Source organism: Desulfobaccales bacterium, from assembly GCA_041648175.1.
Lineage (GTDB): Bacteria > Desulfobacterota > Desulfobaccia > Desulfobaccales > 0-14-0-80-60-11 > 0-14-0-80-60-11.
Genome location: JBAZPO010000010.1, coordinates 56,887 through 71,221, shown reverse-complemented (window position 1 = coordinate 71,221; position 14,335 = coordinate 56,887). Strand labels below are relative to the sequence as shown.

14 protein-coding genes are annotated in these 14,335 nt (G+C 54.3%); 6 read left to right on the top strand and 8 right to left on the bottom strand.

The annotated features are described in order from the left end of the window. Positions 1 to 8: 8 nt before the first annotated feature. Positions 9 to 758: a 3'-5' exonuclease gene (locus tag WC600_10860; protein ID MFA4903230.1), complete on the bottom strand. Its 750-nt coding sequence runs from the start codon at positions 756 to 758 to the stop codon at positions 9 to 11. 119 nt (positions 759 to 877) lie between these two features. On the opposite strand from WC600_10860, the gene WC600_10855 reads away from it, so the two are divergent. From WC600_10855 to WC600_10835, 5 genes are all read left to right on the top strand, one after another. Beyond that, entirely contained in the window at positions 878 to 2,671 is a 1,794-nt protein-coding gene (locus WC600_10855) for an APC family permease (protein ID MFA4903229.1), read from the top strand. Positions 2,672 to 2,677: 6 nt separating this feature from the next. Then, a complete protein-coding gene (locus WC600_10850; GenBank protein ID MFA4903228.1) occupies positions 2,678 to 3,592 on the top strand; it encodes a hypothetical protein in 915 nt (304 codons plus the stop codon). Positions 3,593 to 3,772: 180 nt separating this feature from the next. After that, on the top strand, positions 3,773 to 4,480 hold the full coding sequence (locus tag WC600_10845; GenBank protein ID MFA4903227.1) for an FmdE family protein: 708 nt from the start codon (positions 3,773 to 3,775) through the stop codon (positions 4,478 to 4,480). 147 nt (positions 4,481 to 4,627) lie between these two features. Then, positions 4,628 to 5,230: a hypothetical protein gene (locus tag WC600_10840; protein ID MFA4903226.1), complete on the top strand. Its 603-nt coding sequence runs from the start codon at positions 4,628 to 4,630 to the stop codon at positions 5,228 to 5,230. 150 nt (positions 5,231 to 5,380) lie between these two features. After that, positions 5,381 to 6,109: a DUF1003 domain-containing protein gene (locus tag WC600_10835; GenBank protein ID MFA4903225.1), complete on the top strand. Its 729-nt coding sequence runs from the start codon at positions 5,381 to 5,383 to the stop codon at positions 6,107 to 6,109. A 436-nt stretch (positions 6,110 to 6,545) separates the two neighbouring features. Here the strand turns inward: WC600_10835 and WC600_10830 are convergent, their stop codons facing one another. Continuing rightward, on the bottom strand, positions 6,546 to 7,712 hold the full coding sequence (locus WC600_10830) for an ABC transporter permease (GenBank protein MFA4903224.1): 1,167 nt from the start codon (positions 7,710 to 7,712) through the stop codon (positions 6,546 to 6,548). Positions 7,713 to 7,818: 106 nt separating this feature from the next. Here WC600_10830 and WC600_10825 point away from each other — a divergent pair, with 106 nt between their 5' ends. Next, the gene (locus WC600_10825; GenBank protein MFA4903223.1) at positions 7,819 to 8,136 is read left to right on the top strand and encodes a CU044_2847 family protein; all 318 of its coding nucleotides are present in this window, start codon (positions 7,819 to 7,821) and stop codon (positions 8,134 to 8,136) included. Between the two features lie 13 nt (positions 8,137 to 8,149). On the opposite strand, the gene WC600_10820 is transcribed toward WC600_10825, so the two are convergent. The 6 genes from WC600_10820 to WC600_10795 all read right to left on the bottom strand — a co-directional run bounded on the left by WC600_10820 (position 8,150) and on the right by WC600_10795 (position 14,334). After that, a complete protein-coding gene (locus tag WC600_10820; GenBank protein MFA4903222.1) occupies positions 8,150 to 9,349 on the bottom strand; it encodes a hypothetical protein in 1,200 nt (399 codons plus the stop codon). Between the two features lie 47 nt (positions 9,350 to 9,396). Then, positions 9,397 to 9,768, bottom strand: coding sequence for a response regulator (locus WC600_10815; GenBank protein MFA4903221.1), 372 nt, complete (start codon positions 9,766 to 9,768; stop codon positions 9,397 to 9,399). A gap of 92 nt (positions 9,769 to 9,860) precedes the next feature. After that, the gene (locus tag WC600_10810; GenBank protein ID MFA4903220.1) at positions 9,861 to 10,220 is read right to left on the bottom strand and encodes a response regulator; all 360 of its coding nucleotides are present in this window, start codon (positions 10,218 to 10,220) and stop codon (positions 9,861 to 9,863) included. 190 nt (positions 10,221 to 10,410) lie between these two features. After that, complete coding sequence (locus WC600_10805) at positions 10,411 to 11,562, bottom strand: ABC transporter permease (protein ID MFA4903219.1); 1,152 nt, start codon at positions 11,560 to 11,562, stop codon at positions 10,411 to 10,413. Positions 11,563 to 11,667: 105 nt separating this feature from the next. Next, on the bottom strand, positions 11,668 to 13,041 hold the full coding sequence (locus WC600_10800) for a M15 family metallopeptidase (GenBank protein MFA4903218.1): 1,374 nt from the start codon (positions 13,039 to 13,041) through the stop codon (positions 11,668 to 11,670). A gap of 141 nt (positions 13,042 to 13,182) precedes the next feature. Continuing rightward, on the bottom strand, positions 13,183 to 14,334 hold the full coding sequence (locus WC600_10795; protein ID MFA4903217.1) for an ABC transporter permease: 1,152 nt from the start codon (positions 14,332 to 14,334) through the stop codon (positions 13,183 to 13,185). Position 14,335: the final 1 nt, after the last annotated feature.

Genomic DNA, 14,335 nt, shown 5'->3' with positions numbered 1-14,335 from the left:
CTCGGGAATTATTTTGGGGGAATTTTGTGCGCCGCCATGACGATCAGGGCGCAGGCCTCGGCGTCGGACGCGGCTTGGTGGTGCTTGAGGGTAATGCCCAGATGATCGCAGACATGATTCAGTTTCGTGGGGTATATGTTCCAGGTCTGCCGGGCCAGTTGCACCGTGCAGCGGAAGGGAATCTTGGGCGGCTCCAACTCCGCTTTCTCACAGCACTTATGGAGCACCGACCGGTCAAACGAGGCGTTGTGGGCCGCCAGAAAATCGATCCCCGCAAGCATTGGGCTGAAACTGGGCCACAGTTCGCCAAAGGTGGGCTGGTTCGCCACGTCCTCCCAGGTGATGCCGTGGAGATAAGTGAAGACGAATCTTTTGCGCGGCGGTTTGATCAGGCTGTAGGAACGCTTAACGATTTGGTGGTTTTCCACCCGCACCAATCCCAGGGCGCAGGCGCTGTCCCGGGAATAATCGGCGGTTTCAAAGTCCAGGGCCACAAAAGTGGGGCCGCGCTCGGTCTTCAGAAGCTTTTTGATGAGAGTGGCTTTCCTCCTGCCGGCAATTCCCCGGGCCGCACAAACTTTTTGCACTTCCGCTTCCGTCAAATACTCCAACAATTCTTCAACTGCTACCGGCTCATGGCGCATCACCTGGTACGCCAGGGCCAACCGGCTGCTGTCGGCTTCTAGGCCATATTCCCGACAGACGGCTTCAAGCGCGTCAGGGCTCAAAAGGGCAACGATGGCTTGTTTGAGTTGCATCTTTAGACGGGGATCTGCTCCAAATTTAACGATGATCTTAGCACCAAAGCGACCGCGGCGCAAATCCCCGGCCTTGCGGAAAGCTCGACAAAAACGAAAAAATCTATTAAAAAGACTAAATGAGCGACGCTGAGATCACCGCTCCTTTGGTCGTGGAGCAACCCACCCCGGAAGAGCTCATTCAGGGCAAAGTCAAAAAAGAGCGGCTGGGGGCCTGGCACGCCACCGCCATCTGCGGCAATGACATCACCTCCTCCTGCCTTTACGTCTCGGCCATCGCCATCGTCTATGCCCACGCCCTCGCGCCGGTGGCCCTGCTGCTGGCCGCCGGGGTGCTCTACCTCTATCGCAAGATCTACACCGAGGTGGTGGAGGCCCTGCCCCTGGACGGCGGCGCCTACAACTGCCTGCTCAACTGCACCCGGAAGTTCGACGCCTCCTTCGCCGCCTGCCTCACCCTCCTGTCGTACCTGGCCACTGCGGTGATCTCGGCCAAGACCGCCGCCGCATATTTAATTGACCTGTATCCCGGCTTGCCGCCCCTGGAGACTACCGCGGTGGTGCTCACAGTCTTTGCCGGGTTGACCATCTTGGGGATTACGGATTCGGCCCGGGTGGCCCTGGGCATTTTCCTGCTGCACCTGGCTACCCTGACCTTGTTTGTTATCTGGGTCATTTTCAGCGCCAATCTCATCACCCATTGGTTGGCGAATCTAGCCCTGCTGCGCCATGACGTCTATTGGCCCAAGGCCCTTTTTTTGGGTTTTTCCGCGGCCATGCTGGGCGTGAGCGGCTTCGAGTCCTCCGCCAATTACGTCGAGCAGCAGCGCCCCGGCGTCTTTCGCCTGACCTTGCGTAATATGTGGCTGGCGGTAACCGTGTTCAATCCCCTCATTGCCCTGTTGGCCCTGGGACTCTTTATGGTGCCGGAGATTATCGGCGCCAAGGACGACCTGGTGGGCCAAATGGGCATGCTGGTGGGCGGCCATTCCTTGCACACGCTCATCGTGCTGGACGCCGTCCTGGTCCTCTCCGGCGCAGTGCTCACCAGTTATGTGGGCGTAAGCGGCCTGGTGCACCGCATGACCTTGGACCAGTGTTTTCCCCAGTTTCTCCTCAAGCAAACCCGGCGGGGTAGTTTCCCTCTCATCATCGTCGGTTTCATGATCCTGTGCATCTCCATCCTCTACCTCACGGGCGGAGAATTGCTGTCTCTGGCCGGGGTTTACACCATCTCCTTCCTCGGGGTGATGACCCTGTTCGGTATTGGCAATATCCTCCTCAAGGTAAACCGCCCCGAACTGAAGCGCACCTTCCGGGCCGGGTGGGGGTCGGTTATCCTAGGCGTGATCGCCACCTGCGTGGGCATCCTGGGTAACCTGGCGATTAACTTCGTTTTCCTGGGCTATTTTGCCATCTACTTCATTCCCGCAGTACTGGGCGGCATCGCCATGTACATGCGCATCCCTATCCTCAAATGGATCCTTACCCTCATTGACCGGGTCCTCACCCGGTTCTCCCACTGGCGGGAAGGGGTGGAAGAACGCATCGAGGCCATCGCCAATATCCGGGCCGTGGTGTTTGTGGGCCTGGGCACCCTGAACCGTATGATCAAGGCCTTCAATTACCTGAGCCGCAATGAAGACTGTCAGAATGTCTTGATTTTTCGTCTCTACACCGAAGACGATCCTGCCGCGGAGTTAAACATTCACCGCAACCTGGGGATTATCCGGGAATTGCATCCCGACCTGAAGATCGAGTACCAGGCCCGGAAAGGCCTGTTCACCCCAGAGACCGTAGACGCCCTATCCAAAGAACTGGACATTCCCAAGAACATGATGTTTATGGGCTCGTTGACGCATGCCCAAACCTTTTCCATTCAAGACCTGGGAGGGGTGCGGATTATCTGGTGAATTAAGATGACATTAACCTCTACCGAAGCTATTTTAGATTTAGAAAAATATGTAAGTTCTTTTGGCTTTCGCTTATCGAAAGCAGCAAAAATTATCTTTGAATATGTCGAACATTTTTGCGAGGAACATAACACACTTCCGATACATCATTCATTCTTTCTATTATCATGTTTGGAGACAATGCCTCACTTGAGATCTGCATTAAATAATCTTGGAGGCAATCCAGATGAAGCTATCTTAGCAATGAGGAGGAATAATATAGTAGAAGATATTCTTGATCCATATGATTCAGATATCCCTCCATATTCAGATACATTGGGTAGAAGAATTATGACAAGGGAAAATATTATTGATCTCTCTATCTCAATAGCACAAAAAAATTTAAGGAAGGAAATTTATGATCTTGATATTTTTGTTGCAATTTTAGAAAGTTTCGATGATGTGTTCCCCATTTGGGCAAATGAGACTTGGATCGATAAACGACTTCATACTCCATATAATACGTTATCTCATATAAATGCTGCCTATGATAAAGCTCTCGATGTCAAATTTACAGAAATTTTAAAAGGTTTAGATATTTCTGAATTGAAAGAATCCCCAATCGAAAGAGCTTTATCATGGGTTAGATCATCCCTAATAAGACTTTTTCAGGATTTCCCCGAATATGGACGGAACTGTTTTCTTATAATGTCCTTTAAGTCAACAAAGTTACATATTAATATTTATAAAGTTTTGAAGGATATATTCAATAAATTCAATATTAATCTATTAAGAGCAGATATTAGGAGCTATTCTGACGATCTATTAATAAATATAGAAAGTTACATTTATGGTTGCAGCTTTGCAATAGCTGTTTTTGAGCGATTGGAGAGTGATATTTTTAATCCAAATGTATCTTTTGAAGTTGGTTATATGTTCTGACTAAAGAAGAAAATCTGTCTCTTAAAGGAACGAACCATGTTTAAGTTAAATTCTGATATAGTGGGTAAATTGTATATTGAATTTGATATTCAAAATCTTAATAAAACATTATCACCACAGATTGAAAAATGGCTTAAGGATAACAAAATAATTCTTTAAATCGAATAAAGGAATCACACTATGCATGAACACGCCTCGGCCCGCGCGGCCGTAGAAGCCATGATTCGCAGCAGGGACCTGGAAGGGTTGTTGCGCCACGCCGAATCCATGCACGGGCACCGCTGCCCTTACCTGGCCCTGGGGGTCAAGGCTGGCCAGTATGCTATGGACTATCTGGATCAGGAAAACACCGGCATGGAGGAAATGGTGGCCGTCGTCGAGTGTAACAACTGCTTCGTCGACGGTATCCAGGTGGTCACCGGCTGCACCTTCGGCAACAACGCCTTGATTTATAAAGATTTGGGCAAAACCGCAGTCACCGTGGCCCGGCGCAGCGACGGCGCGGCAGTGCGCCTGGTGGTGCACCCTGACTTTAGGGAGCGCATGTTTGCCCGCTACCCCGCCGCGGGACCGTTGTTTGAGAAGGTGGTGGTCCAGCGCCAGGGCACCGAGGAGGATCACCACCGCTTCCACCACCTGTGGGAAGGCGTGGCCCGCCGGGAGTTGGAAGAAGTGGACCTCTCCGAGCAGTTCCTGATCGAGACCCTCACCATCCACATGCCGGCGTATGCCCGGATTTTCACCACCGAGGTCTGCGCCCGCTGCGGCGAAGGGGTGATGGAGCCCAGGATCAGGGTGCAAGGGGGCCAAAAGGTCTGTCTGGCCTGCGCCGGCGAGGAATACTATTTCCTCACCGGCCAGGGAATCGGCTGCAGCCGGGAAATTTAATGAGGCCTTAAAGTGATTCCCTCCTTTTAGCCCCTCGTTCCCGAGTTGCACTTGGGAACGCCACTTGCCGCCCAAGCTCTGCTTGGGCACCACCATAGGGGCGAACTTGCCTGTCCGCCCCTAAAGGCTTGCAGTAGAGGTGTAGCTATGAACATTATCAAGCAGGTTACCTGCACAATGCCGCGCTTCTGGTGGGTCCTCCTGCTGATCCTGATAATCCCGGCACTGGCCCGGGGGGCGGACTTTTCCGCCCAGATGATCGTCAAAGACGGCCCCAAGCTCTTCCCGGGCAAAATCTATGTCAGCGATGGCAAGATGCGCCAGGAATTTATCGATGAGCGGGGGCAGACCGTTACCATTGTGCGCCCGGATAAGAAAGTGGTCTGGGTGCTCATCCCCCCCGGCCGGACCTTCCTGGAGATGCCCCTGACGAAAAAACTGCCCGGCCAGTTCCTCCAGATCCCGCCCCAGGCAGTGAACAGGCACCTGATAGGTCATGACCTGATCGAGGGCTATGAGACCGATAAATACCAGGTTTCCGTTCCAGGCAGCCGGGGCCCCGAAATCCAGACCTACTGGGTGGCTAAAAAATTGGACTTGCCCATCAAGATGGAGTGCCGGGAACGCCGCTTTTCCCTGGAATATAAGGCTATCAAAGAAGGCAAGGTGCCCGACCGGTTGTTTGACCTGCCTCCAGGATATCGCAAAGCCACCACCCCTCAGGACTTTGACAGCGCCGTGGAGAAGTGAACCGCCAACCGCGGGTTGGATGGCCTTATAGAACGCTTGCCAATAGGTTCTTCCTTTTATCCCCTCTCCCCTCTGAGGGGAGAGAATTAGGGTGGGGGAGGGACAGTGCAGCAGTTATTCCCCGTCTCGCCCACCCCCAGTGAGGCTCTTATGGGAGAAGATCCAGCCGAACAGGTGTCCTGCCAGATTTGCCGCCAAATGAAGGATCTGGACGAGGTCTGGCCCGCAGAACTGATCCGGGAGGGGATTCGTGACACCATCCGCAAGAAACACCCCGATTGGGACGACCAGGGCTACATCTGCCAGGCGGACCTGAACCACTTCCGGGGCGAATATGTCGAAGACGTCCTGGAAGAGGAGATGGGCCAGATTTCCACCCTCCACGAGGAAGTGCTGGAAAGCCTGAAGGAACACGAAATCCTCTCCAAAAACATCAACCTGGAGTTCGAGCAGGAGTTGACGGTCTGGGAGCGGATGTCCGACAAAGTCGCGTTCTTCGGCGGCAGTTGGCGCTTCATCGTGGGCTTCGGCGTGGTCATCGGCATCTGGGTGGTGGTCAATTCCATCGCCCTCATCCGGCAACCCTTCGACCCCTACCCCTACATCCTGCTCAACCTGGTGCTTTCCTGCCTGGCCGCCCTCCAGGCCCCGGTCATCATGATGAGCCAGAACCGCCAGGACGCCAAGGACCGCCTGCGTTCCGAGCACGACTACCAGCTCAACCTCAAGGCCGAGCTCGAAATCCGGCATCTGAACGAAAAGATGGACCTGCTCCTCTCCACCCAGTGGCGCCGCCTCCTGGAAATTCAGCGCATCCAGATGGAGGTCCTGGAGGAACTGGTGCGCACTACCAGACAAAAAACCGCGAAAAACGGTTAAGCCACCGGGAGAGTCTTCCGTTCCCCCCGATTGTAATCAGTTCACAGAATATTCCCTTTTTGAAATTGACAGCCGCGCATCAGGTTCTTACCTTTTGGTAACTTCCCGGTTATCAACTTCAAAGGAAAAGGAGGCTGGCAATGCATCCTTATATAGGCCCCATTATCGCCCTTATTGCGGGAATATTAATTCTCATTCAACCCAGACTCTTAAATAACATTGTGGCCATCTATCTAATTATTGTCGGCATTTTGGGGTTGATTCCCCATTAATCCCGAAAGTCTGCAAGGATCGATTAGGCCCAATGCTGTTCACTTAAGTACTGTAGTGCGCGGGGTTCCCCCGCCCTGGCTTAAACGTGCCCCGGGCTGGGCGGGGAAACCCCGCCCCTACAGCCGATCAGAAGTCGCCAATGCTTAAGTGAACAGCATTGAAATTACGCCGCCCGCAGAGCCTCCAGGAGCGGCAGGCGGGCCGCCTTCAGCGACGGTAAAAAGCCCCCCACCAGGCCCATGCCCACGCCGAAAATCAGGCTCTTGACCACGATCCCCGGGGTCAGGGCGAACTTGAAGGTGAGTTCGGCAAAGCTGGACCAGTTGATGGTGGTCAGCGTCAAAAAGTTCAACAGCGCCGCGGGCACCAGGCCCAAAAGCCAGCCCAGGAATCCCAGGAACATGGACTCCAGCAGAAACGCGGCCAGGATATGATGCCGCTTGAACCCTAAGGCCCTAAGGGTGCCGATCTCCGCGACCCGGGCCCCCACCTGGGCGTACATGGTGACCATAGCCCCCAAGATGGCCCCCAGGCCAAAAATGCCGGTGAGCACCAGGCCCAACACGCGGATAAAGTTTGCCAGGCGCCGGGATTGGTTTTCGTAGAATTGCACCTCACGGAGCACCTGCACCGGCAGGCGGGGGTCGCTCTCCAGGCGGGCTTTCAGGGCGTCAAAGGCCGCGGGGTCCCTCAGGCGCAAAATCACCGATGAAAATCCCGTGCGCCGAAAGGCCGCCAGCAGGGTTTCCACATCCCCCCACAGCTCAGAGGAGAAGCCCGTGTTGCCCGCCTCCAGAACGCCCACCACCCGCCAGTTCCGCATGGCGAAGCGCAGGGTTTCCCCCAGCCCGGCCCCCTGAAAACGCCGGGCGATCTCAGCCCCCGCCACGATCTCGGTGGATCCGGGCTTCAAGAAACGCCCGGCGGCCAGATGCACTTCCCGCCGCAACTCCGGCGACACCGGCTGCACCCCCCGGATGATGACGTTGCCCGGCATGCCGCTGCCCCGCTTGGGCAGGTTGATGAGCACAATGGCCTCCGCGGCCACCTGCCGCCTACCCTCCTTGCCCAGAGCCACTTCCGGCTGAGCCCCGATGATCCCGGCCTGGGAGCGGTCAACGGCGCTCTGCACCTCGGACTCGGACCCGGCCCGCAGCACCACCACATTATCATAAGATCCGGTGGCCACCAGGGTGCGCCGCAAGCCTTCAGAAAGCATGAGCACCGCGGCGAAGACAAAGACCACCAGCGCCATCCCCACCGCGGTGAGAAACGTGGTCAGCCGCCGGGCCAGGAGATTGCGATAGCTATAGGAGATGGGAATCGGCATGAGGGATTAACAACCTACGCATAAAAAGAGTGACTGCAGAATTCTTGACTTTTAGTTCCAGGAAAGTAAAGCTACATTTGCATAAATGAGGTGAAAGGAGGTTCATATGAAGCAAATGGTGGAGTTCAAGCTGGAGACCTGTGGCTCAATCTGGGTGGAGATTGAAACTGCACCCGGCGCGCCTTCACGTGGAGTTGCGGAAAAGGCCATCACCGCGGCGGTGCCAACCTTTGAAGCCGCTCTGGAGAACGTCCGGCCCATTGCCAACACCATTATCGCGAAATTAAAAAATCTTACTACAATCCCGGATCAAATCCAGGTCGAGTTCGGGTTGAAATTAACTGCCCAAGCGGGAGCTATCCTCGCCTCTGGAAGTGGTGAGGCTAATTTGAAGGTGGCCCTTACCTGGAAGCGGGAAGGGTGAAGTCACATTGGTTCTAAGCTTCCATGGCGAGCTCATCAGTCAACCTATCCAGCAGGTCATGCAAGGCACTCAAAACGCTTTCCAAATAAACCATGGTCTCGCCAAAATCTTCCTGGTAAAGCTTGCGATCTGCCATCTCCATATTGGCGAGCATTATTGATTTTGACAATCGGTATTGCTCCGGCACATACCGATTTAACACTTCCTGGTATTCAGTATTTTCGGAAATGAGCTCATAGGCGAACCGGAAATTCTCCAGGGCCCTGCCAATGATCTTGTTAATGCCTGGCCCAAAAGGCTGAGGCAGCAGGCGATAGCGTTCCCCGGCGCTGTCATTATAGGTAACCGTAAGTCTAGCCCATACTTCGCAGGCCTTATCGTCCACGTCCGACCGGACCCGCAAAATCCGGTGGCACTTGATAACGTCAAGTGCGTTTTGCCAGGAGAAAATCCCGAAAAATTGGCCGATGGGCAGTATAGCCCGCTCCCGGGGAGTATTAAAAATCTTTTTGTGCAGGCGAATCTTGCGGGTCAATATATTGAGGAATTTTTCCCGGGGAACGCCCAGCAACTCGATATCATGCTTCGCTTCTTCGAGATCAATCAAGAACGAGTCTCCCAAATGATCTCCCCGGGGAAATACCTGAAAAAGCACCTTACCCCCTTTCTGGTCCAGCGCCCGCCGGGTCAGCACGACTTGAAGCTCACTGCCGGTGTATTCTTGGGCAAAAAAATAGGCTCGCTCAATTGAATCCTTGCGAAAATAGTTATCATAAAAGATCCGGGTAAACTCAACACATTTGGCATCATCCGCCGGGCCGAATACCGTGATGATATACGGCGCAGCTTGGCCGAGTATCGGCAAAGCCTCGGCGGAGAAACACGTCATAAATATGGCCAGTTTCAGATTGGGTTGAGCCTCGATTAAAAGATGCGCCACTTGCTCGGCAGCAATATTTTCACTTGATATGCCGTTTTCCCTTTCTAAGGAAAAACATTCACCGGTGCCATGACCCGAAAATTGAATTATGTCATACTTTCCTTCCGAGAGAACTCCCAGGAGATCTTCCCTGGTCACCGCATGTTTCCTCTCTATCGTATCGGCAGGAAGTTTCAATTTCTCCAGCAATTGGTCGATAGTGCGATGCTCTTTATCCAACCGCAGGCGCTGGGTATCTGAAGGATTGCTATAGAGGATTAAGACTCGATCCATTGCGATTGTTCCACCTTATTTAAAGTCTATAATTCTACCGCAATAATTTATTTATCTTCATTCAGATAATACTCTACACACTTAAAAAGATCTCCAAGGTCAGATGATTTTACCAGATATTCATCAGCACCCCAGGTAGCAAAATCGTATTTATATTCCCCGTAAGCGGTAAAAAATATAACCGGGATATCCTCTTTATATTCTTTCATTTGGCGTAGAGCTTCAAGGCCATCCATCTCCGGCATTTTTATGTCTAAAATAACTAAGTCGATAGAAATCTTTTTGAAAATTCCCATAGCTTCTCTCCCATTGAATGCATAGAATACTTCATATCCTTGTTCTTTTAATTCCTCACCTAATAAAAGATGCATGGAACTTTCATCATCGGCAACCAGAATTTTCTTAGATTTATTATCCATAACAGCCTTATGCGAGCTTATATACTAGGTAAGATGCTTGAGCAAATGATCTTATTGAACTTTAGTATAAATACCCAATTCCACATCTATTACTATTCGCGTAAATGCCTCTTTATACATTCCATAATCTCCCCAAGGTCAGATGCTTTTACTAAATAATCACTAGCCCCCCAAGTAGCAAAACTTTGTCTATACTCCTCGTAAGCGGTATTGAATATAATCGGGATACCATTATTTATTTCAACCATTCTGCGCAAGGCCTCAATCCCATTCATTTCTGGCATCGCTATATCCAGGATAACTAAGTCTATATCTATTTTAGTATAGATTTCAAGGGCTTCTCTACCATTAGCTGCTAGGTATACTTCATATCCCTCTTCCGTTAACAACTCACTGAATAAAAGACGTACCGACATTTCATCATCGGCGATCAAAATTTTCTTTCCATCCATAACTCAACACTATGACAGATTAACGGTGAGTTAATAAAATATTTATTGCTCTCTCAGAAGAAGAATATGAGAAAACCCCCTCTTTTGTGTAAAGATATTAATATATTTATGGCGCTACTTCAAGACCATCCCCTCGATATGCGACCAGGCGTTAACCTGCCATATTCCAATTAAAATTTAATCGAAAGCCTCACCCCACCTTGCGCAGCGCCGTGGCGATCTTAACCCGGGTGGCTTGCCAGGCCGGGATGATCCCGGCCAGCACCCCCACCGCCAGGGCGACCGCCATCCCGATCAGCATGGTCATACGGCTCACCTCCAGGCCCGGAAAATACTGGACCACCTCCGGCGGAAATGCTCTCGTGGCGGGAAAGCTCAAGGCCAGGCCCAGGAGCCCCCCCACCAGGGAGAGCATAAGCGATTCCCCCATAATGAGACCCGCCAGGTGGTGGGCCTTGAAGCCCATGGTCTTCAGCGCGGCGTACTCCCCGAGCCGCTCCCGGGCGTTCATGGCCATGGTGTTGGCCAGGACCCCTAAAATCACCCCAATGACTACCCAGGAGACTACCTGGATGGCCACCAGGATGGCAGAGCTCATCTCCACAAAGCCTAAATTGAAGGCAGCTTCGGTCTCCGTCAGGGTCTCGGCCAGGGAGTTCTTGAACGCGGCGTCGATCTGCACCGACACCGGCACGGCCAACTCCGGGCGGGCCACCTGGACCAGATACCAGCCCACTTTATCGGCCATATCCGGGGCAATTTTCTTCAAGGTTTCATTGAGGTAATCCCAGTGAAAAAACAGCGGGGTCTCATCCGTGTTGGGGTATTGCCCCTTATAGATGCCCCGGAGCACCAGCCGGTATTCCCCCGGGAAATACGTGCCCTTCAGGACGATGGCATCCCCCACCCGCCAGCCGAAGCGGGCCGCCAGCTTGCGGCCGGCCACGGCCCCGCGCCGGTCCTGGACCAAGGCCAGTTTCTGGTGCTCGGGCAGGAGATATTCCGGGTAGGCGTCCAGGTATCCGGGCAGCGACGCCGCGAACTGGGGGAAAAAGTGTTTCTTGTCGATATAGATGCCTTCAAACCAGTAGGCATAGGCCATCCGGGTGATGCCGGGCACGGCCTGGATCTTGGGGAGATAGGCCAGGGGCAGGGGAAACATAAGGGATACGGCGTTCCGGGTGACCAAACGCACCGGGGAGGAAGCGTCCACCCCGGCGTACCAGGCGCCCACCACGGTGCGCAGTATACAAAAAGCCAGCACCGCCACGGCCAGGCCGCAGATGGTGAGCGCGGCCCGCAAAGGGTGCCGGATGGTATTGCGCCAGGTGAGTTTCAGCATGGTGGGCGGTTCCCGGGTTGCGATGCTCCGGTCATTTCAGGCCGCCGAAGCGGAGTTTCTCTTCACCGTGGTAAGATCAAGGGACTAGTCCCTCAGCGTTCGCCATTAATAGCCGGTGCAGAATTGAAAATGCATGGGGTCCTGATTCCTGCCGGGCCAATCCCCGCCCCACTTGAAACCAAATTTACGGAAAATGGCCACAATGTCGGGGCTCATATCGCCGGGAACGCCCATGGGATTGGTCAAGGGGTTGAGATCGATGGCAATACCCCAGCTGTGGGTGGACAGTTTGCCGCCCGACCGTTTGCTGCGGTAATTATAACAGCCCCCATAATTTTTGATCCGGTTCTTCAACCCCGCTTTTTCGATGGCGGCTAAGACCTCGGGAAAGATATCCACCAGTTTTTTATGGCACTGAATCCTCGAAACCTTAGTGCCCAGGTCCCAGGAGAGGGGGATGGCGAAAGGCAGTACGGCCCGCCCTAAAGCTTCGGTTTCCCAGGCAGGATTAAGAGTGCCATCTCCGTTAATATAGTGGCGTATGTCCCCGAAGGTGGCAAAAATCTCATTCAGGCCGTTTGGCGGGGTTAATCCTACTGGCGTGATTATTTCAACCCCGGGGCCGGAAGGAGTCACTTCAGCGGGTGGGGCTGCCACGCTTTCGCCCAAGAGTTCGCTTTTAGAAGGGATTTCCAGGAGCTGACCTACCTGGATGACATCGGGATCGCAAATGCCGTTGTAATAAGCCAACTTCTGGTAGAGGTCAGGGTCACCGTAAAATTTTTTGCTGATCAGGGACAAGCTATCGCCCGGTTGGACGGCATAGGTCTGCGGTTGAGCCTCAACCGGCTGCACTGAGGGTTGCGGAGCTGGGGGAGGCTGTACCGCCGGTTGTGGAGGGGCGCTCGGCTGCGCAGGCTGCCCTGGGGTTGCAGCCGCCGGTTCGGCAGCGCCCTCACTCCAACCTTGCTTAACAAACTCGTGGGTATCCCGCCATACCTGCCGGGCGTAGTCGTGGTTAGCCGTATAGGTATCCGCAATCTGCCAGAACTCATCGTCCTCGACATGATGCTGGGCCAACTGCGCCGCGACCTTACTGACGTTTCCCTCCCCACAGTTGTAGGCAGCCACTGCGGCCCAGGTCAACTCCCGGTCAGTCAGCGAGGTATGCTTCTGGAGGTACCGCCATTTAGCGTCCAGGATGGCCGCACCGGTAGCAATGCTCCACATCGGGTCGGTCCAAAAGCGCGGGTAGCGGCTATCGAAGAGCCCGCCGAAGGAACGATCATCCACCTGCATGATGCCGTGGCCGTGGCCGTTGTCGCCCAGCCCATCAGCGTCCAGGGCCAGGCCGCAGGCAGACTCTCGTACGGCTAGCGCGGCCAGCAAGGCTGGCGCAAAACCCCACTCGTTCCCGGCCCACTCAAACAGGGGCCGCATCCGCTCCGCTTCCTTGAGCACATCATCTCTAATGGCCATGTTCTCCTCCTTGGTTTCGGCTATGACTGCCTGGTTTCCATACGGCCTCCGATCCAAAGTCTCATACTTGGGCTTATTCTGCTAACTCGGATGATGAATTTGTCAGTAAATTTGATAACTCTTTCGGAATAAAGTATCTGCTCAACCCACCTTGCGCAAGGCCTCGGCGATGCTCACCCGGCTGGCCCGCACCGACGGCAGCAGCGCGGCTAGGAGGCCCACCATCAGAGCTACCGCCAGACCCAGGACCAGGGTAGCCCGGGTGAGGGGAAAGACCCGGAAATACTGGCCCAGTTGGGATTTGAAAAAATGTACCGCCGGGAAGGTCAGGGCTTCCCCCACCAGGCCTCCCGCCAGGGCCAGGATCAGGGATTCTCCGAAGATCAGGCCGGCCAGGTGCCGGGCCTTGAAGCCCATGGTTTTAAGGACGGCATATTCTCTCTGGCGCTCCCGGGCGCTCATGGCCATGGTGTTGGCCAGGACCACCAGGATCACGCCGATGACCACCCAGGACACTACCTGGATGGCCACCAGAATGGCTTCGGTCATGGACACAAACCCCAGGGCGAAGGCCTGCTCCGTTTCCGTTATAGTCTCGGCCAGGCTGTTTTTAAACAGGGCGTCCACCTGGGCCGCCACCTGGGGCGCCAAGTCCGGTCTGGCGACCTTGATGAGATACCAGCCCACGTTATCGGCCCGGCTGGAACCTTGTTTCTTCAAGGTCTCGTTCAAGTAATCCCAATGGAAAAAGAGTCGCGATTCATCGGTGGTGGGTTCGGCGCCGTCATAAATGGCCCGAATGATGAACGGCCACTCGCCCGGATAAATAGTGCCTTTGAGGACAATGGGGTCTCCCAGCTTAAAGCCGTATCGGGTCGCCAGAGAGCGCCCCACTGCCGCGCCCCGGCGATCCTGGATAAACGCCAGCTTTTGGTCTTCGCGCATGACAAACTCGGGATAGATGGGGAGGTAGCGGCGCACATCCACGGCAAACGTAGGAAAAAAGTGGCGCTCATCGATGTAGACGCCACCGAACCAGTTGCCGTAAGCCACCCCTTCAATACCGGGAATGGCCTGGATCTTGGGGAGATAGGCTATGGGCAAAGGGAAGATCAGGGAGATGGCGTTCCGGGTCACCAGGCGGGCCGGCGACGCGGCGTTCACCCCGGAATACCAGGCCGCCACCACGGTGCGCAGTAGGCAGAAAGCTAGTACGGCCACGGCCATCCCCAAGATAGTGAGCGCGGCCCGCAGCGGGTGCCGGGTGGTGTTGCGCCAGGTGAGTTTTAACATC